This is a genomic window from Actinacidiphila epipremni, from assembly GCF_012034175.1.
In the GTDB taxonomy this organism is placed as follows: Bacteria; Actinomycetota; Actinomycetes; order Streptomycetales; family Streptomycetaceae; genus Actinacidiphila; species Actinacidiphila epipremni.
The window spans coordinates 124003-146284 of sequence record NZ_JAATEJ010000019.1 but is presented as its reverse complement, the minus strand read 5'-3'; the positions used below and the strand labels follow the sequence as shown (position 1 = coordinate 146284).

Here is a 22282-nt window from a genome sequence, read left to right as displayed (position 1 = left end):
CGGGCGTTCGGCAAGAGAGCAGGTGGCGGTGCAGCGGATCACGAGTCGGAACGCCCGGTTCCAGCAGTTGCAGACCCTCCTCGGGAACCGCACCAAGCGCGGGCGGGCCCGGGAGTTCCTCGTACAGGGCGTGCGGCCCATCTCGATGGCCGTCGAACACGGCTGGGCCGTACGGTCGTTGCTCTACGACGCCGCGCGGCCGTTGTCGCGCTGGGCGGAGGACCTGCTGCGCACGGCGGGCGCCGAACGCGTCGCCATGGCACCGGAGTTGCTCGCGGAGCTGAGCGAGAAGGCGGACGGGGCGGCCGAGGTGATCGCGGTCGTGGAGATGCCGCCCGACGACCTCGCGCGGATCGCCGCGCACGACGCCTTCCTCGGGCTGGTCTTCGACCGGCCCACGCAGCCCGGCAACATCGGCAGCATCGTCCGCTCCGCCGACGCCTTCGGCGCCGACGGCCTCATCGTGACCGGCCACGCGGCCGACCCGTACGACCCCAAGTCGGTCCGCGCCTCGACCGGTTCCTTCTTCGCCCTGCCCGTCGTGCGCACCCCCTCGCACCACGAGGTCATGGACTGGGTGGCCGGGCAGCGCGCACAAGGCTGCCCGATCGCCGTCGTCGGCACGGACGAGCACGGCGACGCCGAGGTCTCCGCGTTCGACCTCACCCAGCCCGTCCTCCTCCTCATCGGCAACGAGACCGCCGGCCTGAGCACCGCCTGGCGCGACAACTGCGACCACCTCCTGCGCATCCCCATGACCGGCTCCGCCAGCTCCCTCAACGCCTCCAACGCCGCATCCGTCATCCTCTACGAAGCCCACCGCCAACGCCTGTCCCACCCCCGCACGGCCTGACCGGTGAGTTTGCCGCGGCTCTGCGTCAGACCTTGATCACGCGGACGGCCGGGCCGGCCAGCATCACCAGGTCTTCGGGGTCCGAGGTGAGGACGGTCACCGGCAAGGGCGAGGCCAGGGCAGTGGCGGCCACGATTGCGTCGAGAGCGTATTTGTGGCCGTGCAAGCCGGCTGCGGCAAGCAACTTGCTGGCATGACGGGCGACGGCCTCCGTCGGCGGGACGACGTTGACACGGGAGACGGCGTAGTCGAAGCGTGCCTGGTTGGTCCTCGGGTCGCGGGCTTCGACCAGGGTCACGGAGCTGGTGACGACACGGACGTCCTCCGCCTCGGCCGCTGCCAACCATTCGATGAGGTCGGGCGCGCGCAGGACGAGCTTGGACAAGCCTTCGCAATCCAGGACGAGCGTACCGTTCACGCAGCGTCCGCCGCTCCTGGCGCCTCGTTGCGCAGCAACGCCCGCTTGGCCTCGACCGCTGTCTGGTCGACCGGTCCGTGCTCGCGCTCCGCGTCCTCGATGAGTTCGCGCAGCCGGTCACGTTCGAGTTGGCGCTGGATGAGGGCTTCGAGGTACGCGGACATACCGCGTTTGCCGGTGCGTGCCTTGAGGGCGGCGATCGTGCCCTCATGGAGGGATACGGAGACCGGTCGGACCGGACCTTCGCCCGGGGCGGGATCGGGAGCTGGGGGCATGATGTCAGTTTAACAAAACTCTTAACAATGAAAAGCTCGGGCGCTGATACCCCGAGGAGCCAGGTCGGGGCCCAGCGCAGTCACCGGGTCTTCGGTGCCAGGGCACGGCTGAGGTGGCCATGCCCCCCCAGGAGCTTCGCCCGACATCCTCCAACCCCTGTGGGGCGCGTCAGTCCAGCGGGGCGGCGGCCATGTCGACGGCGATGCGGTGCGGGTTGGAGGGCCAGTAGCGGACCAGGACCGTCCAGCCGGGCTCGGGGAGGTCGTCGGTGGGGAAGACGGCCGTCGTGTAGGTCGCGAGGTCGGTGCCGTCGGGGAGCGGGAGGATGAGGGAGAGGTCGGCGCGGATCGCCTCGCCGCCGGCGATGACGCGCTGGGAGGTGATCTCGTCGATGACCGCGGTCGCCGTGACGCCGAAGCGCAGCACCTGGCGGCGTCTGAGGGCGGCGACCGCGTAGCCGAGGGCGCAGAACGCCAGCGCCGAGCCGATCAGGACGACGGCGACGGCGACCGTGCCGCCGCCGATCGGCCCGTGCGCGACATACCGGACATGGCTGGTCTTCGCCATCGTGATGGCGCTCATCGCACTCCCCCCTCGGGCGTGTCCCCTGCTGTTGCAGGGGCACCGGATCCGGTCCGGTGCCCCTGCCGCCGTCGATCAGGTGGAGGCGGTGTCGGAGCCGCCGAGGCTGCTCCTGACCGTGATCGACCGCGGGTTGTCCAGCCACTGGTGCTGGGCCTCGTACGTGCCGCCGCCCTTGTTCGCCAGCGGGAACATCAGGCTGTCGGAGGCCGTGAGGTAGACGCTCAGGATCGCGTCCGGGTTGCTGCCGGTCGCGCTGACCTTCAGCAGGCCCTTTTTCCACTCGGCCTTGGTGATGGTCACGGTGTCCGTGGTCGGCGGCGCCGTGGCCGGAGTGATGGTGAGCGTACCGGAGGCGCTGCCGCCGTCCGCGGTCGCGGTGACCGTGACGATCCGGGTGGTGCTCACCGCCGAGGTGGTCACCGGGAAGGGCGTGGTGTCGGAGCCGGTGGTCGCCAGGACCGACTCCGGTACGGCCAGCACGGCGGGGTCGCTGCTGACCAGGTGGATCAGTCCGGTGTCGCTGTCGGCGGCGGCCGACAGCTTCACCTTGCCGGTGACCGGGCTGCCGCCGCCGACCGTCGCGGGGGTGAACGTCACCGCGGTCGCGACGGGCCCGGACGGCGCCGGGTTGCTGTTCAGGCACGGGATGGCGGTGACGCCGCCGGCGGTCGCGTACACGCACGCGAACTCGCCGGGCCCGTGGAAGGCGAGGGTCGTGACGGTGAAGGTGGCGCTGCCGGCGCCGGCCGGCACGGTCACCGTGGCCGGGACGGTCAGGACGGACGTGTCGGTGCTCTCCAGCGTGACGACCGTGTCGGTGTCCACCGGGCCGACCAGGATGACCGTCCCGGTGGCGGGCTCGCCGCCGGTCACGGTGTGCGGGGAGATCGCCGCGTCCGCCAGGACGCCGGCGTCGCTCGCGGACGCGGCGGGAAGCGCGGCGGCGAAGCCGGCGACCATGGCCGCGAGGGCCGCGATGGTCAGCCGCAGCCGCCGGTGGGAACGCCGTAAGCCGCCTGCGTTGCGCATTGTGGGCACTGGTACCTCCAGGTCGGGCCGCGCGTGCGCGGCACCCGCAGGCCCCCACCGGGATCGGCGGGGGCGCCACGCAGCAATACGTACCGGCCCGGGAGGTAGTTCAACCGTCACGTACTTTTCTCGCGGGTCGTCAGGTGCTCTTCTCGGAGGTGTCGTCGTGCGGCGCGGGCAGTGGTGAGCCGGCCACGGGCGGGCCGGCGGTGCGCGGCCCGACCGCCGGCGGCGGATGGCGCAGGCAGGAGATGACGACCACGACCGGCCACAGCGCGGTCGCCGCCGTCAGGACCCGCTCGGCGACCCCCGCCGGGCCGTGCCGCTGGTTCTCCACCACGAACCACGCCGCGCCCAGCACCATCAGCGACGTCACCACCCACGACGGCAGCGGGCGCAGCCCCCACGGCGCCGCGTGCACCGCCCGCCGCCGGGCCGCCAGCACCGGCCATGCCGCCAGCAGCGCGAAGCCGACCGTCACGACCGACCCGTGCGAGAGCGACCCGCCCGTCGCGGGCGCCGGGAACAGCGCCAGCAGCATCGCCGAGATCCCGCCCCCGCCGAGCGCCAGCCGCCCGGCGAGCCGGGCCGCCCGCAGCCCGCACGCCGTCGCCAGATGGCACGCCCCGAGCGCGACCAGCGTCGCGGTGAACGCCCAGTACGCGGCCCGGTTGTCGGCGGCGAGCACGCTGATCGTCTGCTTCACGGGGTTGTAGTCCGGCCCCTCCACGACCGCCGCGGTGGCGGACCCGCCGAGCAGCAGCACCGGTGCGCACCCCGACGAGACCACGGCCCACCACGTGACATGTCCCATCGCAGCACCATAAAACGCTCATACGCTCATCCCCCCGCGTCACACGCGGGGGGACGGGGTTACCCGGGCGTGAGGCCCGCCGCGGCCAGCCGGGACTCCGCGTCCGGCCACGGGCGGGGCATGAGCTCGTCGGGCAGGTCCGCCTCCTCGTCGTACCAGCCGGTGCCGGCGAGCCATGCCTCCAGCCAGGCCGCGAGGCCCGGCGCGTCCTCGAACCAGCAGCCGGCCCAGGAGCCGCCGGAGTACGGGTTGGGCTCGAAGAGCAGGACCCGGCCCTCGGGGGTCGTGCAGTCGACGGCCGCGTACATGCCGCAGCCCCACGTCAGGAGCGGGACGACGCCGGCCGGCCAGGAGGGGTGGTCCGGGTCGGCGGCGGACTCGGCGCGCTGCTGCTCGTAGCCGGCGACGACGCTCTCGCCCGGGCCGTCGAGGAGCGGGAGCAGGTGGTATTCGGGGCCGAAGCCGCCGTCCGCGACCTCGCGGTAGAGGCGGGCCAGGAGCGCGGGGAGCGGGAAGCCGAGCCGCGCCTCGGCCCGTACGAGCACGTCGGCGGCGGCGGGGGCGGGCAGCCGCGGGCGGTCGGCGGCGGCGCGGGCGGCGACACGGCGCAGGAGGTCGCCGGGGTCAGGGTGGGTGACGGTGTCGGCGGCGTCGTGCGCGGCGGGGGCGGCGGGGGCGTGCGCGGGGGCGGAATCGGTCATGGGGTGATCGTGGCAGGCGCCACCGACAGGGGCCGTACGACCGGGGGCCGCCGGGTCAGGCGACCTCGCGGAGGATCGGGGTGAGCCAGGCCCGGTAGGCCGCCGGGTCGGCGCGCAGGGCGCGGCTGACCAGCAGGTGGTGCGGGCTCGGGCGCCAGCCGACGGGCGCGGCGAGCGGCAGCTGGGTGATCGTCAGGTCGAAGGCGCGGGCCTTGCGGCCGAGCTCGGCCTCGACGGTACGGACCAGGGCGCTCTCGGTGCCGACGGGCACGGGCGGCGACCAGTCGTCGGTCCGGTACGCGCCGGCGCGCGGCCGGCCCGCGGCGTCCCGCTCGCCGTGCGGGGTCGGCTCGGGGCGGCGGTCGTCACGGGCGGCGGAGGCCCAGCGGGCGGCGTCGGGCATGCAGGCGCGGACCAGGGCGTCGAGTTCGGCGCCGTCGCCGAAGCGGGCGTCGGGGCTGAAGAAGCCGCGCTCCGGGCCTTCCTGGCGGGCCAGTTCGCGGTCCCACCAGGCGGCCCACTGCTGCGCGGCGGCGGGCACGGCGAGCGCGACCAGGTCCGCGCGCAGCTCGACGGGCGGGTCCAGCGCGGGCAGGTCCACCGCGGCGGGCGGGCGCAGCCCGGCGGCCTCCCGCACGTACAGGCCGATGTACAGCCCGAACGGGGACGAGACGCTCAGCCGCCAACTCGGCTGCCCGGTATGCCGCACACCACCCATCCTTCCCCCGGTCCCGCCCCTGGGCCATCGCCTTTTCGGCCAGCCGGCGCGTGCGGCGGGCGGTGCGCGGTGCTCGGCGGGTCGGGCCGTCCTGCAGTGGGGGGCCGAATTCGGCCCTGAGCGATGACGGTGGCGGACGAATGAATTCCGCCCCGTCATCCGGACAATCCGGTCGGCCCGCCCGCCGCCGGTGCCAATTCGCTCGCCATAAGCCCTGGTCGGCGGCACATCGCACTGCTACGCTCCGCACGGAATTCGAACGCGAGGGGTGTGCCGGGGAATTCGTACGGCGGCGTGTTTCGGAATTCCGCATTCTCCTGCACCTTGCCCGCGTATGCGTTTCCCGGGGGGATCCGTGACATACCGCCGCGCGTTCGGTCTGCTCAGAGCCGGCGGCCGGCCGGCCGCCGTGACCGTGAGGTCCGTCAAGCGGGCCGCGCGTGCGGCCCTGGTCGCCGTCGCGCTGGCCGGCGCGGTGCTGGGCGTCGCGGCGCCCGGTGCGGTCGCCGCCGGGCCAGCCGCGGCGCCGGCGCTGAGCGCGACGAACGGGGACATCGCCCGCTCCGAGATGCTCGCCCGGGCGCAGCAGTGGGTCGCCGAGGGCGTGCCGTACAGCCAGAGCGCGTTCTGGACGGACTCCAACGGCAGCTACCGGCAGGACTGTTCGGGCTTCGTGTCGATGGCCTGGCACCTGGGCAGCAGCCGCACCACGTACACGCTGCCGGACGTCGCCGCCAAGCTGAGCAGCCTCGACGTGCTCCAGCCCGGCGACATGATCGACACCAACTCCGCCATGGAGCACGTCGTGCTCTTCAAGGCGTGGACCGACTCCTCCCACACCACCGCGACCGTGCTGGAGGAGGCGCATTCGGGCACGAACACCCGCCAGGCGCAGTACGCCCGCAGCTACCTGACCGCGAACGGCTTCACGCCCTACCGCTACGACCACGCCCTGGACCGCCCGCAGTACGCCAACGCCAAGAGCGGGCTGTGCCTTTCGGTGTCCGGCGGCGGCTCGCTCGACGACGGCGGGGCCGTCATCCAGTGGACCTGCAACGGCGGCCCCGAGCAGCAGTGGAAGTGGCTGGACGGGCGGCTGGTGAACGCCAAGAGCGGCAAGTGCCTGTCGGTCGCGGGCGGCGGCTCGGCGGCGGACGGCGCGGCCGTCGTCCAGTGGGCGTGCAACAGCGGGCCCGAGCAGCAGTGGACGTACCACGCGCACACCGGCGAGTGGACGAACGGCAACGGCAAGTACCTGTCGGTCTCCGGCCACGGCAGCACCGACCCGGGGGCCGCGGTCATCCAGTGGTCGCAGAGCAACGGCCCCGAGCAGCGCTGGTCGGCCGCCGCGGCCTGATCTCCCCACCGTTCACGCTCCGTTACGGCCCCGGGGCGGGCTTCCGGCCCGTCCGGGGCGCGTACGGCCCGCTTCCGCCGCCCCCGCTGCATCCTGCGCGGCGGGGGCGTACGGCCTTTGCGCACAGCCGAGTTGGCGTGCCCGGCCGGCTTCCGCCTCCGCCGAACGGATGAGGCTGCACCGGCGCGCACGCCGGGGCGCGACAAAGCGCGCGCGCTCCGATAGGACGTTGTCACGTGTGTACGTTCCGTGACCACGTGGGTGGTCCCCGATGACCGAGGTTCGCGCAAGTGACCGTCCGAGGCCGGCCCCGGCGCCGGCTTCGGCTCAAGCTCCGACTCCGGCCCCGCCTCCGACAACACCGCCACGCCCTCAACGCCCGGGCGTGGCCGCCCGGTTGGCGGCCCTGACCTGCCGCAGGCCGTGGCGTACGGTGCTGGTCGCCGTGCTGCTCGCGGCGGTGGCCGCCGCCGGCTCCTACGACCTCGGGCAGCGGCTGTCGCTCGGGGGTTACATCGCCGACTCCGGCGAGGCCGCGCACGCCGACCGCTGGCTGGCCGGCCACTTCGCCGCCGGCGAGCCCCAACTGGTCTTCCTGGCCCGCGCGGAGGGCGGCGTGGACGCGCCGGCCGCCGTCGCCGAGGGCCGCCGTGTCGCCGCGCAGATCGCCGCCGCACCGGACGTGACGGCCGTCCACGCGTACTGGAACTCCCCTGCGCCCGCCTTGCGTTCGCGCGACGGGCGGGCCGCGCTGCTGACCGTACGGCTGCGCGGGGACGACACGTCGTCGACGTACGCCTCCCAGCGGGTGGTCGCCGCCTTCGCCGGGCGGCACGGGCCGCTCGACCTCACCCCGACCGGGTCGGGCCCGGCCCGTACCGAGATCGTCACGCAGACCAGGGCGGATGTCTCCCGGGCCGAATTCCTCGGCGGGCCACTGACGTTGGCGATCCTGGTGGCCGCGCTCGGCTCGCTCGTGGCGGGGCTGCTGCCGGTCGCGGTCGGCGGGTTCGCGGTCGCCGGGACGCTGCTGGTGCTGCGGCTGTACGCCGCCCTCTCGCCGGTGTCGATCCTCACGATGAACCTGACCACCTCGCTCGGCTTCGGCCTGGCCGTCGACTACTGCCTGCTGATCGTCAGCCGCTACCGCGAGGAGTGCCTGCCGGGCCGGCCGCGGCAGGAGGCGGTGGCCGCGGCGGTGCGCACCGCCGGGCGGACGGTGCTCTTCTCCGCGCTGACCGTGGCCTCGTGCGCGGCGGCGCTGCTGCTCGCGCCGCTGTACTTCCTGTCGTCGATGGCGGTCGCCGTCATCGCCGTGACGGTGCTCGCGGCGCTCGCCGCGGTCGGGCTGCTGCCCGCGCTGCTGCTGCTGGCCGGCGGGCAGCTGGACCGCTTCGACCCCTTCGCGCCGCTGCGCCGCCGGTTCGCCGCGCGCTTCGGCAGCCCCTGGCACCGCCTCGCGCACACCGTGATGCGCCGCCCCGCGGTGTGGCTCGCGGCGGTGTGCGCGCTGCTGGGCGCGCTCGCGCTGCCCGCGCTCGGGGCGCACATGACCCTCAGCGACGAGCGGGTGCTGCCGCCGCACTCGCCCGTGCAGACCGCCGCCCGGCAGATCGACGCGGCCTTCGACGCGCCCGCCCTGCACCCCGTACGCGTCGCCTTCCCCCGCGCCCGGCCGCATGACGCGGCGGTCGCCGGCTACCTGGCGCACGCCTCGCAACTGCCCGGTGTCGCCCGGGTCGCCGGACCGACCGGCCTGGTCGAGCACGGCCGGGTCGTGGACCCGGCGCCCGGCGCCGAACACACCGGCCCGGCGGGCACGTTCGCGGAGGTCGTCCCGACGGGCGCGTACGACAGCGGCCAAGTGCAGGCCCTGGTGCGCGCGTTGCGGGCGGACGCCCCTGGACCGCAGGTGCTGGTCGGCGGGACCGCCGCGAGCCTCACCGACACCGAGCAGGCCGTCACCGGCAGGCTCCCGTGGGTGCTCGGCATCGTCGCGGCCTGCATGGCGCTGTTCCTCTTCCTGTTCACCGGCAGCCTCGTCGTCCCGCTCAAGGCGCTCGCGATGTCGGCGCTCGGCCTCGCCGCCACGCTCGGCTTCCTGGTGCTGGTCTTCCAACAGGGCCATCTGCGCGGCCTGTTCGGGGAGGCCACGGTCGACGGCCGGCTGGAGATCTCCACACCGGTGCTGGCCGCCGTCATCGTCTTCGTCCTGACCGTCGACTACGAGGTCTTCCTGCTCTCGCGCGTCCAGGAGGAATACCGCGCCTGCGGCGACATCCGGGCCGCGGTCGCGCACGGACTGCGCGGCACCGGCGGCCTGTTGACGTCGGCCGCGCTGGTGCTGGCGGTGCTGATGGCGATGATGGCCGCCTCGCAGGTGCAGGTGACCAAGCTCTTCGGCGTCGGCGTCGCCTTCGCGCTGGTCCTCGACGCGGTGGTGGTGCGGGCGCTGCTGGTGCCCGCCGTGATGAAGCTCGCCGGCCGGGCCAACTGGTGGGCGCCCAAAGCCCTTTCGCGGCTGCACGCACGGCTCGGGGTGCGGGCGTGAGGCGCGCCTCCGCGGCCGGCGCGGACCGGCTCGCCGTACGGGTGCTGCACGAGCTGGAGCCCGTCGTCGAGGACAACCTCAACCGGCATCTGGTGCTCGCCCGCGAGTGGTTCCCGCACGCGTACGTGCCCTGGTCGCGCGGCGAGGACTACGACGGGCCGCTCGGCGGCCGGGCCTGGGAGCCCGCCGACTCCACGCTGCCCGAGGTCGCCCGCACCGCGCTGGTGGTCAACCTGCTCACCGAGGACAACCTCCCCAGCTACCACCGCCAGATCGCCACCCTCTTCGGCCGCGACGGCGCCTGGGGCACCTGGGTCCACCGCTGGACCGCCGAGGAGGCCCGGCACGGCACCGCCATCCGCGACTACCTGCTCGCGACCCGCGGCGTCGACCCGTACGACCTGGAGCGCTCCCGGATGGCGCACATGAGCCAGGGCTACGCCTCCCCGCACGAGGACGACCCGCTGCACGCCATCGCGTACGTCGCCCTCCAGGAGCTCGCCACCCGCATCTCGCACCGCAACACCGGGCGGATCAGCGGCGAGCCGGTGTGCGAGGCGCTGCTCGCGCGGATCGCGGCGGACGAGAACCTGCACATGGTCTTCTACCGCAACCTGCTGGCCGCGCTGCTGGAGATCGCCCCGGACGAGGCGATGCGCGCCCTGCGCGACGTCATCGCCGACTTCCGCATGCCCGGGCACGGCATCCCCAACTTCGCCCGCAGATCACGGGAGTTGGCGCTGGCCGGCGTGTACGACCCGCGCATCCACCACGACGAGGTGCTGCTGCCGCTGCTCCGCCACGTCGGGGCCCTCACCACCCCCGGCCTGTCCGGCGAGGGCGCCCGCGCCCAGCAGGAGATCGCCGGCCTGATGGCCCGGCTCGACACCACCGCCCGCCGCTTCGTCGCCCGCCGCGAGGAGCACGAGTGCCGCCGGCTGGTGAGAGCGGGGGCCTGAACGGCGGGATAGCCGCGGGGAAAGCGGCGGGAAAGCCGCAGGAAAGAGGGCGCGCGGCCCGGAGCCGCGCGCCCGCCCCCGTCGTAAGCGGCCTTAGGCCGTGCGGAAGGTCAGCACCACGTTGTGGCCGCCGAAGCCGAAGGAGTTGCTGAGGGCGAGCAGCGGGCCGGTCAGGGGGAGGGGGCGGGGCTTGTCGCGGATGAGGTCGAGGCCGGCGTCGAGGGCGGCGGGGTCGGGGGTGTCGAGGTTGACCGTGGGCGGGGCGGTGCGCTCGTGGAGGGCCAGGACGGTCGCGATGGCCTGGACGGCGCCCGCCGCGCCCAGCATGTGGCCGGTCATCGACTTGGTCGCCGCGATCCCGGCGTGCCGCACCCGGCGGCCCAGGACCGCCGCGAGGGCCAGCGCCTCGGCGCGGTCGCCGACCGGCGTGGAGGTGGCGTGCGCGCTGACGTGCACCACGTCGGCGGCGTCGGCGCCCGCGTCGGCCAGCGCCGCCGTCAGGGCCTCGACCACGCCCCGCCCGGTCGGCTCGGGCTGCGCCAGGTGGTGGCTGTCGGCGGACCCGCCGTGCCCGGCGAGCTCGGCGTAGACCCGCGCCCCGCGCCGCTCGGCGTGCGCGGCCGACTCCAGGACCAGCACGCCGGCGCCCTCGCCGAGCACGAAGCCGTCCCGCTCGGCGTCGAACGGCCGTGAGGCCAGGGCCGGTTCGTCGTTGCGCCGGCTCATCGCCAGCATGTTGCCGAAGCCCGCGAAGGCCAGCGGGTGGATGACCGCCTCGCAGCCGCCCGCCACCACCACGTCGGCGCGGCCCCAGCGGATCAGGTCGCAGCCCCACGCGATCGCCTCCGCGCCGCTCGCGCACGCGCTGACCGCCGCGTGGGAGCCGCCGCGCGCGCCCACCTCCATGCCGACCCGCGCGCTCGCCGCGTTCGGCATGAGCTTGGGGATCGTCAGCGGCGACACCGCCCGCGCCCCGCCCGCGACCATCGCGTCCCAACTGCCCAGCAGCGTGTGCCAGCCGCCCACCGCGGAGCTGACCACGGTGGCCAGCCGCCGCGGCTCGACCCCGCCGCCGGGACCCGCTGGCCCGCCGAACCCCGCGTCCGCCCACGCCTCGCGCGCCGCGACCAGCGCGAACTGGCTCGTACGGTCCAGCCGCCGCGCCTCCACCCGGGTCAGGACGCCCTGCGGCTCGACCGCCGCGACCGCGGCGATCCGCACCGGCAGCTCCCGCGCCCACGCGTCCGGCAACGCCCGTACGCCCACCGTCCCGTCCAGCAGCGACCGCCAGAACGCGGTGGTGTCGCCGCCGACCGGGGTCGTCGCACCGAGCCCGGTCACGACGACACGGTTACCTGCGGCCACGGATGCCTCCTCGTGCGGGTCGCCCGCCGGTTGCGCGGCCCGGACGGCCGCCGCGCGTGCGTCAACGCACGCCGGTTCAAGTCAACTGCACGGACCAGCCGGCGACCGGCGTTGACGCCTGTGGCATACGCGTGAATTCCGCGCCCGCGGCCGGGCGTCGGGACATGCCCCGGCACGCGCACCGGTAGACGAAGTCGCCATGGCCTTCCTCTACGACACCTTCCGGCTGCTCGGCTCCCGCCCGCTGCGGGCCCTGTGGGACCTCGACATCCAGGGCGCCCACCACATCCCCCGGCACTCCGCGGCGATCGTCGCCGCCAACCACCTGTCCGTATGCGACGAGTATTTCCTGATGTCCGCGGTGCCGCGCCGGATGACCTTCTGGGCGAAGGAGGAGTATTTCGACGGTACGGGCGCGCGCGGCGCCGGCATGCGGCTGCTGATGCGCGGCCTCGGCGCGATCCCGGTCCAACGCGCCGGTGGCCGCGAGGCGTTGGCGGCGCTCGCGGCGGCGCTGCCGGTGCTGGAGGGCGGCGGCCTGGTGTGCATCTACCCCGAGGGCACCCGCTCGCCCGACGGCCGCCTCTACCGCGGCCGTACCGGCGCCGCGCACCTGGCGATCGCCGCGCGCGTGCCCGTCGTCCCGGTCGGCATCACCGGCACCGACCGCGTCCAGCCGATCGGCCGCCGGCTCCCGGCGTGGCGCCGCGGCGAGGTCACGATCCGCTTCGGCGCCCCGCTCACCCCGCCCGCCCCCGACGCGGCCGGCTCGCCGCTGCGCACCGCGCTGGGCTTCACCGCGGCGGTCATGGAGTCCGTCCGCGAACTGAGCGGCCTGCCCTACGCCGGTACGTTCGCGCCGCCGCGGCCCAGGACGGCCGTGCCCGCGGCCTCCTGAGCCGGCCCGGCGGGGGCGCCCAACTCCGCGGTGATCAGCGGGAAGACGTCACGTGCGGCGTCCTTGCCGACGAAGACGTCCTGGTGGCCGTACCCCTCGACGATGTGCAGCCGGTGCCCGCGGCCCGGCTGCCGCGCCGTGAAGTGCTCGTAGGAGCGGACCTGGCTCACCGGGTCGAAGCATGCGTTGGCGGCGCCGGTCAGGAAGACCATGCGCGCGTCGCTGCGTACGTCCGCGGCGCCGAAATCCGCCGGCAGCAGCGGGTTTCCGGTGACGGAGACCAGCCGCCCGGCCCGTACGCACGCCGACATCTGCCGGAAGAAGTCCACCGGGCACCAGCCGAACTCGCCGCCCAGCCAGGTGTGCGTGGCCTCGTCCAGGTTCTCGTGCCGCCACAGCGTGGGGTGCCCGGCGCCGAACATGAAACTGGCCATACGGCACACGCCGTTGCCGCACTCGCGGTGCAGCACGCCGGCCGCCGCGCACGTCAGCGCCGGGACCAGGCCGCGACGCGAGTTGGCCCACTGGGCGTCGACGTAGCTGCTGACGGCCCCGAACAGCGGGGTGAGCAGCCGGAGTTTGCGGGCGGCGGGGCGCGGCACGACCGGGTGCAGCGACACCGCGGTGGAGACGAACGTCTCGACCTGCGGCACGAGCCCGGCGATCAGCGCCATCACGAAGCTCGTCGCGCCCTGGCAGTGCGCGACGACCGCCAGCCGGTCCGCGCCGGTGCGCCGCAGCACCTCGGCGACCGCCGCCGGGTGGTCGTACGCGGCGGCGTCGTCCAGCGTCCAGCGCGTCCGCGGCCGGTCCACCGCGGCCCGCCAGCTCTCCAGCCACACGTCGAACCCGGCGGCGAGCAGCGCGTCCACGACCGTCCGCGCGGTGGGCGGCCGGAAGCTCGCCGCCCGCACCCCGGCGCCGTGCACCAGCAGCACCGGGCCGCGCGTCGGGGCCTCGGGCCCGCGGACGTTCAGCAGCCGGCACCAGGTGCCGTCGCCCGCCCGGAACGGCACGACGTGCTCGCCGCCGGCGGCCCCCCGCGTATCGCCCGAAGCCATGTCGCCGTGCTGTGCGCCCACTTGATCGTCCTGTCGTACTGGTAGTGGCTGTATCCGTCTGTATCCGTCTATATCCGTCCGCTCACGGACGGCCTGCGGCGGACGATACCGACCGAATATCGGGAATGTGGCTGGCAGTTGAGTGAATTGCCCGGAAGCGGAGTGGTGGATTCCGGGTGACGCGATCATGTGCGGTTGACTGACCGGGACTTACCCTCCGACCGCCGGTGGCGGGGTGTTCCCGCCGCCCGCGCGCGTCCGACCTCCCCGGGAGCCCCGCACACATGAGCACGCTGATCACCGACGGCAGCCGGACGTACGCCGCCGAGGCCGCCGCGCTGGTACGCCCGCGCGACGCCGGCGAGGTCGCCGACGCGCTGGCCCGGGCGCGGCGCTCGGGCACCCCGGTGTGCGTCCGCGGCGGCGGCTACAACCAGGGCGGCCTGGGCCTGGCCGAGGGCGCCGTGCAGATCGGCACCGGCGGCCTGGACCGCATCCTCGACATCGACGTCGCCGCCCGCACCGCCCGCGTCCAGGCCGGCGTCACCTGGGACCGGCTGCGCGAGGCCCTCGACCCGCTCGGCCTGTCGCCGCGCGTGACGCAGAGCTACGGCGTCTTCACCGTCGGCGGCTCGGTCGGCATCAACGCGCACGGCCGCAACATCGACACCGGCGTGCTCGCCGCCACCGTCGTCTCGCTGCGGGTCATGCTCGCCGACGGCGGGATCGTCGACGCCGACCGCACACGCGACCCCGACGTCTTCCGCCTCGTCCTCGGCGGACTCGGCCTGGTCGGCGTCCTGCTGGACGTCACGATCGAGCTCACCGAGAACCACGAATACCGCAAGTCGCGGGTCGCGGTGATGCCGACCGGCGAATACCCGCGCGTGCTGCGGGAGGTCACCGCCGACCCCGGGATCCACTTCCACTACGCGCGGCTCGCCGTCACCCCCTCCGAGCTGTGGGACAAGCTGCTGTGCGTCGACTACCGGCTCACCCCCGGCGGCAACTCCCGCGAACCCGTGCGCAGCGAACCGCTCGGCCGCGCCGACCTGCTCAAGCAGCGCGGGCTCTTCCTCGGCTGCACCTACAGCGCGTGGATGCGCGAACGGCGCTTCGGCTGGGAGGTGCAGCACCGGGCCCGGATGGAGACGGTGCGGCGCAACAACGTCGCCAAGGAGTCCATCCAGGCGCTCAGCATCCCGCGCCGGCGGTCCGGCTACTGGCTCCAGGAGTTCTTCCTGCCCGTCGAGAACCTCACCGCCTTCCTCGACGCCGGCCGGGCGGTGCTGCGCGCGGCGGACTTCCAACTCCTCAACACCACACTGCGGTTCGTGCCGCGCAACACCGACGCCTTCCTGTCGTACGCGACCGGCGACCGGGTCGCGGCCGTCGTCTACTTCCGGCAGCCGCTGAAGGACGCGGCGATCGCCCGCACGGTGCAGGTGATGCGGCGGCTGCTGGACGAGGCGCTGGCGCTCGGCGGGACGTACTACCTGAGCTACCACCGGTACGCGACCGCCGGGCAGCTGCTGCGGGCGTACCCGCGGATCGAGGACTTCTTCCGCTACAAGCACAAGCTCGACCCGGACGGGCTGTTCCGCAACCAGTTCGCCGAGCAGTACGCCGAGCTGGACCCCGAACGGGCCTTCTGAGCCCGGCGCTTGCTCCCGCCGACCCTGTGCCGACCCTCGAAACCGCCCGTGCCCGGAGGCACTTCACCATGCCCTTGACCACCGCCCCCGACGATGACGACGACGGTGCCGCCGTGCGGCGCGGCGCCCTGCGCGCCCTGGACCAGGGCCTGTTCGGGCCCGGATCGGTGAGCTGGAAGGTGTGGGCGGCGCCCACCGCCCTCATCGGCTTCCAGCGCGCGATCGTCCTGGAGCACCTGGACCCGCTGCTCGCCGCGGCAGCCGCCGACAGCGGCGGGATGTACCGCAACCCGCACGGCCGCTTCGACCAGACCTTCGGCTACCTGCTCACGATCGCCCTCGGCGACTCCCGCACCGCCGTCCGCACGGCGCAGGCGGTGACCCGCATCCACACCCGGGTCACCGGAACCGACCCGGTCACCGGCCGCCGCTACAGCGCCAACCACCCGGGCACGCAGCTGTGGGTCCACGTCGTCGCCTGGCACTCGATGCTGCGCGCGTACGAGGACTTCGGTCCCGGGCGGCTCGACGAGGCCGAGGAGCGGCGCTACTGGGCCGAGTGCGCGACCGCCGCGGAGCTCCAGACCTGCGGGCCCGCCGGCGTCCCCCGCTCCCGGGAGGAGGCCGCCGGCTACTTCGCCCGGCTGCGCCCGGCCCTGTGCACGTCCGAGCGCGCCAACGACGGCATGCGGTACCTGCTGTGGCCGCCGCTGCGCGCGGTCGGCGCCCGCCTGTGGGCCGTCTCCCGGGTGACCGCGGCGCTCACCCTCACCACGATGCCGGACTTCTTCTGGCGCACCACCGGCTTCCCCCGCCCCCGCCTCACCCACGCCGCCGTCCGCGCCTGCCGCCCCCTGCTGCGCCTCACGATGCGGCTGGCCGCCCACCCCGCCCCCGCCACCGCCCTGACCTCGGCGATCGCCCCGACCTGCGGCCACATCCTGCGCGCCCACCACGCCGCCCGACCGCCGCTGCACCCGGCCACCTTGACCCCGGCCGAGGCCAGGAAGCGCTACGGCGCCCCTCGCACCCGCGAGCCGGCGGCGGTGTCCTGAGCGGAACTGCGGACCGCCGCGTACGCGTCACCTTCCCCGTACGGGCCGCACGGCCGCCCTTGCCCGGGCGGCCGGGGCGCCGTCCTGTCCGTGCCGCGGCGTTCGAGGGGGTCGCCGCGGCGCGGCAGGCGCGCTGCGGGCCCGCGTGCCCCGAAGGGCACCGATTTACGCCCGAATTGCCCCCACATCGCGGTTGCTTTACTCAACCGTACGCGTAAGCGATTACGGCGGCCATTCCCGCGCATCCGTCCAGCCGACTGACGTCCCATGCGTTTCTGGGGTAGCGCCACGACTCATTCGGAACCGCCGCACACAGCTCGCCGCAAAATGCTGACGTGAGACACGTCAGGCGATAGTCTCAGCCGCCCACCTGCAATTGTCCATAAGCACAGGGAGACATCACGCCATGACGTACGAGGTGCCGCCGCCCCCCGGACCGCCGGCCACGCCGCCGAAAGCGGGCGGCCGGCCCGGGGGCTCGTTCGACCCCGCATCCGTCAATCGCCTCGACTGGGCGATTCTCGGTATCGGGCTCATCGTGTTCATCTTCTCGTTCTTCAGCTACTACACGCTGGATTACAGCAGCATCGGCCTGCCCTTCAGCAAGAGCTACGGCGCCTGGCACTGGGACGGCGGGCTGTTCCTCGCGTGGTTCGCGATGGCCTTCAGCGTCGTGGCCGCCGGGATCCTCGCCCTGAGCATCTTCGCGCCGACGGTCTCGCTGCCGGCGGCCCCGCGGGTGCTGACCCTGCTGGCCTTCGGGGTCAGCTTCGTCCTCTACGTCATCGCGATCTTCGCGCACGACGACTTCGGCGACGTCCTCAGCCACGGCTTCAGCTTCTGGCTGAGCCTGGTCCTGGCCGGCGTCGGCACGGTGCTCGCGCTCATGCGGGCCCAGCAGACCAACACCGCACTGCCGGGTCCGCTGGCCGGCCTGCCGCGCGTCGGCAACTGACCTCCCCCCGCACGCCGGGCCGTCTGCCCCCCAACTCCCCGGGGCAGGCGGCCCGACGCGTTTCCCGGCTACCGGCTACCGGCTAGCTGTGGCTACCGGTTGCCGGCTACCGGGTCAGTGCATCCAGAGCAGGTAGAGGTTGTTGGTGCCGTACTCGCAGATGTAGACCGGGCCGTGGATGGGCGCGTTGGCCTGGGCGGCGGCGACGCAGCTGTCGTACGTCGGGTAGTAGCCCATGAACATGAAGCCGCTGCCGGGCGGCGGGGACGCCTGGGCGGTCGCGGTGGCGATACCGAGGGCGAGGACCGCGCCGGCGGCGGCGGTGGCCGCCCGGGTCAGGAACCTGGTGCGCATGTGGATCACAACTCCTTTCCGCGGCAGGCGGAAGCGCCCGCCGAGTGGGCAGGGTGTGGTGCAGGGGGAACGCGCGCGCGGGATCAAGGGTGCCGGGTGGCGGCCGGGTACTCAATAGGTCCAGACCAATTGGTGAGCGTGAGGCGTCTGGGGCGGTCGGCGACCGCTCAACTTCACCTCTGCGCGGGGGAGTTGGACGGGCCCGTGCGCGCATGCGGGTAGGCCCGTCCGAAGTGCGCCCGCTCCGGGTGGGAGTTCAGCCGCCGCCGAGCGGGGCGGTGGGCCCGGCGCCGGCGAGCAGGCCGTCGACGAAGACGCGCAGGCCGTGCGGATACGTGTCGCGTACGGCCAGTTCGTGCCAGCGCCGCCCCACTGCCGCCAGGTGCGGGACCTGCGCGGCGTCGAACTCCCAGCGGAACTGCGGCAGATCGCCCTCCGCCTCGCGGCGCCGGGTGCGGGCGCGCACCAGGATCTCGCCCACGGTGTAGTACCAGACGCTGCGGAAGAGGTCGACGCCCTGCTCCTGGGTGCAGCCGAGGTCGGCGGCGCCGGAGAGGATCGCGTCGACCATCCACAGCGCGGACTCGTCCAGCAGGCCGACGAAGCCGTCCGTGGTGAGGACCTCCGCGGCCCAGGGCCAGCCGGCGAGCGCGTCGTGCATCGCGGTCGCGGCGAGCACGATGCGCTCGCGCGGGTCGGCGGGCATCGGCGGGCGCTCCAGCTGCTCGACGTGGTGGTTGAGCAGCTGGACGAGCAGGTCCTCCTTGTCGCGGATGTGGTGGTAGAGCGTCGTCGCCCCCACGCCGGTCTCGGCGGCCAGCCGCCGGATGGTGAGCTTCTCCCATCCGTCCCGGTCGATGAGCCGGCGGGCCGAGCTGAGGATCTCCGCCCGCGAGGTGCGCGGCGGCCGACCGGTGCGTTTCCCTGCGGGGGCGGTGGGTGGCATCCCCCCATCATGCCCCGCGCCCCCCGCCCACGAGCCGCGGCCCGCGCCGCGGGGCGACCAGCAGGGGCGCGGGGAGCGGCGTGGCCAGCTGTAGGTGTGGCCGGCCGTATGCGGCCCGCGGGTCGCCACCGTCCGGAAGGGGCTGTCCGGTCCGATCCGGACCACCGGCCGGGGCGGGCCGCCCTGCGGCGCAGTCGTAGGCGCCCCTGCGGCCGGGCGTGCTTCTGGCCTGCGCGGATGCGCATACGGCTGGGCGGTGCTACTTTCGGAACATGTTCCTAAAGGCGAGTGCGGCACGGTCACGCCGAGAACGGAGAGCACGATGAGCACACGAAGCCCTGCGGGCGGCAGCCCGCGGAACGACGGCTCCGCGGCCGGGGGCGCGGCCGAATTCGGCGCGGGCGCGGGCGCGGGCGGCGGCGGTGACGGCGTCGGGGCCGGTGGCGCCGGCGGGCGGGCCGGGGTCACGCTCGCCGTGGTCGCCGTCGTGCAGTTCATGGTGTCGCTGGACGTCTCCGTCGTGAACGTCGGGCTCCCGCGGATCGCCTCCGGCCTCGGCTTCGACGCCGCCGGGCTGACCTGGGTCATCCACGCGTACGCCCTCACCTTCGGCGGGCTGCTGCTGCTCGGCGGCAAGGCGGCCGACGCCTTCGGCCGCAAGCGGGTGCTCACCCTCGGGCTCGTCCTCTTCGCGCTGGCCTCGCTCGCGGGCGGCCTCGCACAGGAGCCCGGCGAGCTGATCGCCGCCCGGGCCGTCCAGGGCGTGGGAGCCGCCACCCTCGCCCCCGCCGCCCTCGCGCTGCTCACCGCCACCTTCCCCGGCGGGCGCGAGCGCGTGCGGGCCTTCGGCGTGTGGAGCGCGACGAACGCGGCCGGCGGCGCGCTCGGTGTCGTCATCGGCGGGCTGCTCACGCAGTACGCGAGCTGGCGCTGGGTGATGTTCGTCAACGTACCCATGGCCGCCCTCGCGCTCGCGCTGGCCTGGCGCGGGGTCGCCGGCGACACCGCCGGCAGCCGGCGCGGCGGCCGGCCCGACGCGCTCGGCGCGGTCCTGGCCACCGGCGGCATGACCCTGCTGGTCTACGGCGTCGTCCGCACCGACCAGCACGGCTGGACCTCCGTGCAGACGCTTCTCACCCTCGCGGTCGCCGTCGCGCTGCTCGTCGCCTTCGTCGCCGTCGAGCGCGGCACCCGCCGCGAACCCCTCATCCGCCTGGGCCTGTTCGCCAACCGCTCGGTCTCCGGCGCCAACGGCTTCAACCTGCTGGTGGGCGCGGCCATGACGCCGGCCTTCTACTTCGTCTCGCTCTACCTCCAGCGCGTCATCGGGGAGGGCCCGGCGATGACCGGTGCGATGTTCCTGCCCTTCACCTTCGCGCTGATCGCCGGCTCCGTCCTCGCCGTCAAGCTCGGCTACCGCTATCCGCCGCGCGGGCTGCTCATCGCCGGCGGGCTGCTCACCGCGGTGGGCCTGGCCTGGTTCGGGCAGATCAGCGCGGGCGGCTCCTTCGCCGCCGACGTCCTGGGCCCGTCGCTGGTCGCCGGCACCGGCTTCGGCCTGTGCCTCGGCCCGGTGGTCTCCACCGCGACCGCCGGCGTCGCCCCGCACGAGGCCGGCACCGCCTCGGGCCTGCTCAACAGCTCGCGCCAGGTGGGCGGTTCGCTCGGCCTCGCCGCCCTCGGCACCGCCGCGGCCCACCGCACCGGCGACCACCTCACGCTCGCGTCCGCCAACTCCGGTTACGCCCTGGGCCTGACCCTCGGCGCGGCCCTGCTGCTCGGGGCGATCGTCATCGCCGCGACCGTACTGCCGCGCCGCCTCCCGCCGGCCCAGGCCGCGACCCCCGCCGGGGACCGCGACCTGACCCCCGCGCTGGACTGACGCCCTGCCGACTCCCCCGCCGGCGCACCGCGTTCCCGCCTCCCGCCGGCCCGTGGCCCCCGGCGCGGAGGCACGCGGTGGCCGCCGGCGGGGGTCCACGCCGGGGGAGCGCCCGCGACGCAGCCGGTCGGTTTTCGAGAAGCCGCCGCCGCGGGCGCTCCCTAGCATGGGTCCCACCCCGGGCGGCGGACGGCCGCCGGGCCGGAGAGGACCACCGCGATGCAGGCCAGCAGCAAGAACACGTCGGGCGGCGGCGCGTCGTACGACGGCTTCACCGAGGACGAGCGCGCCGCGATGAAGGACCGCGCGAAGGAGCTCAAGGCGGAGGGGGCCGCGCGGCGCGGCTCCAAGGCGGGCAAGGGCGCCGACACCGAGGCGGAGGTGCTCGCGAAGATCGCCGAGCTCCCGGAGGCCGACCGCGTCCTCGCCGCCCGCGTGCACGCGCTCGTCCGCGCCGCCGCACCCGGGCTGACGCCGAAGCTCTGGTACGGCATGCCCGCGTATGCGCGCGACGGCAAGGTCGTGTGCCACTTCCAGAGCGCGCACAAGTTCAAGACCCGGTACGCCACGCTCGGCTTCAGCGACCAGGCCCGTATCGACGAGGGCACGATGTGGCCCACCGCGTACGCCCTGACGGCGGATCTGACGGCGGCCGACGAGGAGCGCATCACGGCGCTGGTGCGGCAGGCGGTGAGCTGACCGCCGCTCCGTCAGGCGTTCTGCAGCGCCAGGGAGCCCGAGGTGACGGTCACGGCGACATGGTGCGAGGCGGCGTCGTCGCGCGGGACCTGCACCTGGACGTCGGCGGACGTGGCGTTCGTGCTGACCGCGTAGCCGCCGTCGACCTGCGGCAGCCGTACGGCCACGGACGCGGAGGTCGCGTGCAGGTCGAGGTCGCCCGGCGCGGCGGAGAACCCGAGGTCGGCGCTGCCCGACGTGAGGGTGACGTCCGCGTGCGCCGGGTGCAGCGCGTGCGTCGTGAGCCGCAGTGACGAGCCGGTGAGGCTCACCTCGTCCCCGCCGAGCCCGTCCACGTCCGCCTCCCCCGAGGTCTGCCGCAGCCGCAGGCCGGTGTGCTCGGGGACGACCAGCACGAGGTCGCCGTCGCATGGCTGCGGGGCGCCGCCTTCGTCGGCGCAGCTCACCGTGAGGGTGCCGCCCCTGCCCTGACCACCGCCGGCCCGCACGAGCGCGGGCCGGCCGTCAGCCCGCTGAAAGCTCCCGCTGACCTCGCGGGCGCCCGGCTCCGCGGTGACCCGCACCCGCCCCGACACCCCGTCGAGCACGACGCTCCCGGCATCCCCACCACGAAAGGTGCTTCCCCCGCGAAGCCGCGAACCGCCGCCGACCCCATGCCCGTACGCCCACCCCCCACCATCCCCGCCCACCCCAAGCCCAACCCCAACCGCGAGCACCAAAACGGCCACCCCCACCAGCCCCACCCGCAACCCCCCACCCACCGCGCGACCTTCCACGCCATCCGCCACCGGACCCGCGCTGGGAGCATGCCCCGGCGGGGCGGGCGCGCCGTCCGGCGCCTCGCCCGACGCGGGGCCCGCGGACCGGCCGCCGGACCGGTCGCCGGGCCGGGGGGCATGGCTTTCATCTGCTGCCTCCATGACGGGCATCCTGCCCGCGACCCACCAACCCACACGCCCCCGCCCCCCGCCGGCCAGCCGCCCGACAAGGGCGGCAGGGACCGGACCCCCACCCACCTCAGCTCCGACCGGCGGCCAGAGGCCCGACGCGAGGGGAGGAGATCGGGCCCCCACCCACCCCCACCCCCACCAGCGGCCAGAGGTCCGACAAGGGCGGCAGGGACCGGACCCCCACCCACCTCAGCTCCGACG

Annotated in this window: 22 protein-coding genes; 10 read left to right on the top strand and 12 right to left on the bottom strand. The window is 74.6% G+C overall.

What is annotated here, in order from left to right; all coding sequences use genetic code 11:
• Positions 1 to 22: 22 nt before the first annotated feature.
• Positions 23 to 853, top strand: coding sequence for an RNA methyltransferase (locus HCN08_RS22510; RefSeq protein ID WP_167985002.1), 831 nt, complete (start codon positions 23 to 25; stop codon positions 851 to 853).
• Between the two features lie 25 nt (positions 854 to 878).
• On the opposite strand, the gene HCN08_RS22505 is transcribed toward HCN08_RS22510, so the two are convergent.
• The 7 genes from HCN08_RS22505 to HCN08_RS22475 all read right to left on the bottom strand — a co-directional run bounded on the left by HCN08_RS22505 (position 879) and on the right by HCN08_RS22475 (position 5385).
• Positions 879 to 1271: a type II toxin-antitoxin system VapC family toxin gene (locus HCN08_RS22505; protein WP_167985001.1), complete on the bottom strand. Its 393-nt coding sequence runs from the start codon at positions 1269 to 1271 to the stop codon at positions 879 to 881.
• Positions 1268 to 1546, bottom strand: coding sequence for a hypothetical protein (locus tag HCN08_RS22500; RefSeq protein ID WP_167985000.1), 279 nt, complete (start codon positions 1544 to 1546; stop codon positions 1268 to 1270). The genes HCN08_RS22505 and HCN08_RS22500 overlap by 4 nt, the downstream gene beginning before the upstream one ends.
• Positions 1547 to 1715: 169 nt before the next feature.
• On the bottom strand, positions 1716 to 2129 hold the full coding sequence (locus tag HCN08_RS22495) for a hypothetical protein (RefSeq protein ID WP_167984999.1): 414 nt from the start codon (positions 2127 to 2129) through the stop codon (positions 1716 to 1718).
• A 75-nt stretch (positions 2130 to 2204) separates the two neighbouring features.
• A complete protein-coding gene (locus HCN08_RS22490) occupies positions 2205 to 3161 on the bottom strand; it encodes a ribonuclease E domain-containing protein (protein ID WP_167984998.1) in 957 nt (318 codons plus the stop codon).
• A 139-nt stretch (positions 3162 to 3300) separates the two neighbouring features.
• Positions 3301 to 3975, bottom strand: a complete 675-nt coding sequence (locus HCN08_RS22485) for a DUF998 domain-containing protein (protein ID WP_167984997.1) — start codon at positions 3973 to 3975, stop codon at positions 3301 to 3303.
• Positions 3976 to 4034: 59 nt separating this feature from the next.
• Positions 4035 to 4676, bottom strand: a complete 642-nt coding sequence (locus tag HCN08_RS22480) for an SMI1/KNR4 family protein (RefSeq protein WP_167984996.1) — start codon at positions 4674 to 4676, stop codon at positions 4035 to 4037.
• Between the two features lie 55 nt (positions 4677 to 4731).
• Positions 4732 to 5385, bottom strand: a complete 654-nt coding sequence (locus HCN08_RS22475) for a hypothetical protein (RefSeq protein ID WP_167984995.1) — start codon at positions 5383 to 5385, stop codon at positions 4732 to 4734.
• 418 nt (positions 5386 to 5803) lie between these two features.
• Between HCN08_RS22475 and HCN08_RS36680 the strand changes: the two genes are divergently transcribed.
• The 3 genes from HCN08_RS36680 (at position 5804) to HCN08_RS22460 (ending at position 10261) form a co-directional block, all read left to right on the top strand.
• Positions 5804 to 6751, top strand: coding sequence for an RICIN domain-containing protein (locus HCN08_RS36680; protein WP_167984994.1), 948 nt, complete (start codon positions 5804 to 5806; stop codon positions 6749 to 6751).
• Between the two features lie 385 nt (positions 6752 to 7136).
• A complete protein-coding gene (locus HCN08_RS22465) occupies positions 7137 to 9302 on the top strand; it encodes an MMPL family transporter (protein ID WP_167984993.1) in 2166 nt (721 codons plus the stop codon).
• Entirely contained in the window at positions 9299 to 10261 is a 963-nt protein-coding gene (locus HCN08_RS22460; RefSeq protein WP_322974615.1) for an acyl-ACP desaturase, read from the top strand. Before HCN08_RS22465 ends, HCN08_RS22460 begins: the two co-directional genes overlap by 4 nt.
• A gap of 93 nt (positions 10262 to 10354) precedes the next feature.
• Here the strand turns inward: HCN08_RS22460 and HCN08_RS22455 are convergent, their stop codons facing one another.
• On the bottom strand, positions 10355 to 11626 hold the full coding sequence (locus HCN08_RS22455; RefSeq protein WP_167984992.1) for a beta-ketoacyl-[acyl-carrier-protein] synthase family protein: 1272 nt from the start codon (positions 11624 to 11626) through the stop codon (positions 10355 to 10357).
• 199 nt (positions 11627 to 11825) lie between these two features.
• On the opposite strand from HCN08_RS22455, the gene HCN08_RS22450 reads away from it, so the two are divergent.
• Positions 11826 to 12524 carry a lysophospholipid acyltransferase family protein gene (locus HCN08_RS22450; RefSeq protein WP_167984991.1) on the top strand — a complete coding sequence of 233 codons (699 nt, stop codon included), beginning with the start codon at positions 11826 to 11828 and terminating at the stop codon, positions 12522 to 12524.
• Here the strand turns inward: HCN08_RS22450 and HCN08_RS22445 are convergent.
• On the bottom strand, positions 12467 to 13606 hold the full coding sequence (locus tag HCN08_RS22445; protein WP_206319093.1) for an esterase/lipase family protein: 1140 nt from the start codon (positions 13604 to 13606) through the stop codon (positions 12467 to 12469). The two genes, HCN08_RS22450 and HCN08_RS22445, sit on opposite strands and share 58 nt — an antisense overlap.
• Positions 13607 to 13869: 263 nt before the next feature.
• On the opposite strand from HCN08_RS22445, the gene HCN08_RS22440 reads away from it, so the two are divergent.
• From HCN08_RS22440 to HCN08_RS22430, 3 genes are all read left to right on the top strand, one after another.
• Complete coding sequence (locus HCN08_RS22440; protein WP_167984990.1) at positions 13870 to 15240, top strand: FAD-binding oxidoreductase; 1371 nt, start codon at positions 13870 to 13872, stop codon at positions 15238 to 15240.
• A gap of 68 nt (positions 15241 to 15308) precedes the next feature.
• Complete coding sequence (locus HCN08_RS22435) at positions 15309 to 16295, top strand: oxygenase MpaB family protein (protein ID WP_167984989.1); 987 nt, start codon at positions 15309 to 15311, stop codon at positions 16293 to 16295.
• Between the two features lie 406 nt (positions 16296 to 16701).
• On the top strand, positions 16702 to 17250 hold the full coding sequence (locus HCN08_RS22430; protein WP_167984988.1) for a hypothetical protein: 549 nt from the start codon (positions 16702 to 16704) through the stop codon (positions 17248 to 17250).
• 114 nt (positions 17251 to 17364) lie between these two features.
• On the opposite strand, the gene HCN08_RS22425 is transcribed toward HCN08_RS22430, so the two are convergent.
• Both HCN08_RS22425 and HCN08_RS22420 read right to left on the bottom strand, forming a co-directional pair.
• Entirely contained in the window at positions 17365 to 17604 is a 240-nt protein-coding gene (locus HCN08_RS22425; RefSeq protein WP_167984987.1) for a hypothetical protein, read from the bottom strand.
• A gap of 256 nt (positions 17605 to 17860) precedes the next feature.
• A complete protein-coding gene (locus HCN08_RS22420) occupies positions 17861 to 18550 on the bottom strand; it encodes a TetR/AcrR family transcriptional regulator (RefSeq protein ID WP_167984986.1) in 690 nt (229 codons plus the stop codon).
• Between the two features lie 496 nt (positions 18551 to 19046).
• Between HCN08_RS22420 and HCN08_RS22415 the strand changes: the two genes are divergently transcribed.
• Positions 19047 to 20432, top strand: a complete 1386-nt coding sequence (locus tag HCN08_RS22415) for an MFS transporter (RefSeq protein WP_167985041.1) — start codon at positions 19047 to 19049, stop codon at positions 20430 to 20432.
• A 219-nt stretch (positions 20433 to 20651) separates the two neighbouring features.
• Complete coding sequence (locus HCN08_RS22410; RefSeq protein WP_167984985.1) at positions 20652 to 21131, top strand: iron chaperone; 480 nt, start codon at positions 20652 to 20654, stop codon at positions 21129 to 21131.
• A gap of 11 nt (positions 21132 to 21142) precedes the next feature.
• Here HCN08_RS22410 and HCN08_RS22405 read toward each other — a convergent pair whose 3' ends face one another.
• Positions 21143 to 21718, bottom strand: coding sequence for a DUF4097 family beta strand repeat-containing protein (locus HCN08_RS22405; RefSeq protein WP_167984984.1), 576 nt, complete (start codon positions 21716 to 21718; stop codon positions 21143 to 21145).
• Positions 21719 to 22282: the final 564 nt, after the last annotated feature.

Coding starts and splice junctions, on each gene's coding strand:
- HCN08_RS22500 (WP_167985000.1), bottom strand. CDS start 1,546: ATGCCCCCAGCTCCCGATCCCGCCCCGGGCGAAGGTCCGGTCCGACCG.
- HCN08_RS22495 (WP_167984999.1), bottom strand. CDS start 2,129: ATGAGCGCCATCACGATGGCGAAGACCAGCCATGTCCGGTATGTCGCG.
- HCN08_RS22490 (WP_167984998.1), bottom strand. CDS start 3,161: ATGCGCAACGCAGGCGGCTTACGGCGTTCCCACCGGCGGCTGCGGCTG.
- HCN08_RS22485 (WP_167984997.1), bottom strand. CDS start 3,975: ATGGGACATGTCACGTGGTGGGCCGTGGTCTCGTCGGGGTGCGCACCG.
- HCN08_RS22480 (WP_167984996.1), bottom strand. CDS start 4,676: ATGACCGATTCCGCCCCCGCGCACGCCCCCGCCGCCCCCGCCGCGCAC.
- HCN08_RS22450 (WP_167984991.1), top strand. CDS start 11,826: ATGGCCTTCCTCTACGACACCTTCCGGCTGCTCGGCTCCCGCCCGCTG.
- HCN08_RS22440 (WP_167984990.1), top strand. CDS start 13,870: ATGAGCACGCTGATCACCGACGGCAGCCGGACGTACGCCGCCGAGGCC.
- HCN08_RS22435 (WP_167984989.1), top strand. CDS start 15,309: ATGCCCTTGACCACCGCCCCCGACGATGACGACGACGGTGCCGCCGTG.
- HCN08_RS22430 (WP_167984988.1), top strand. CDS start 16,702: ATGACGTACGAGGTGCCGCCGCCCCCCGGACCGCCGGCCACGCCGCCG.
- HCN08_RS22425 (WP_167984987.1), bottom strand. CDS start 17,604: ATGCGCACCAGGTTCCTGACCCGGGCGGCCACCGCCGCCGCCGGCGCG.
- HCN08_RS22420 (WP_167984986.1), bottom strand. CDS start 18,550: ATGCCACCCACCGCCCCCGCAGGGAAACGCACCGGTCGGCCGCCGCGC.
- HCN08_RS22415 (WP_167985041.1), top strand. CDS start 19,047: ATGGTGTCGCTGGACGTCTCCGTCGTGAACGTCGGGCTCCCGCGGATC.
- HCN08_RS22410 (WP_167984985.1), top strand. CDS start 20,652: ATGCAGGCCAGCAGCAAGAACACGTCGGGCGGCGGCGCGTCGTACGAC.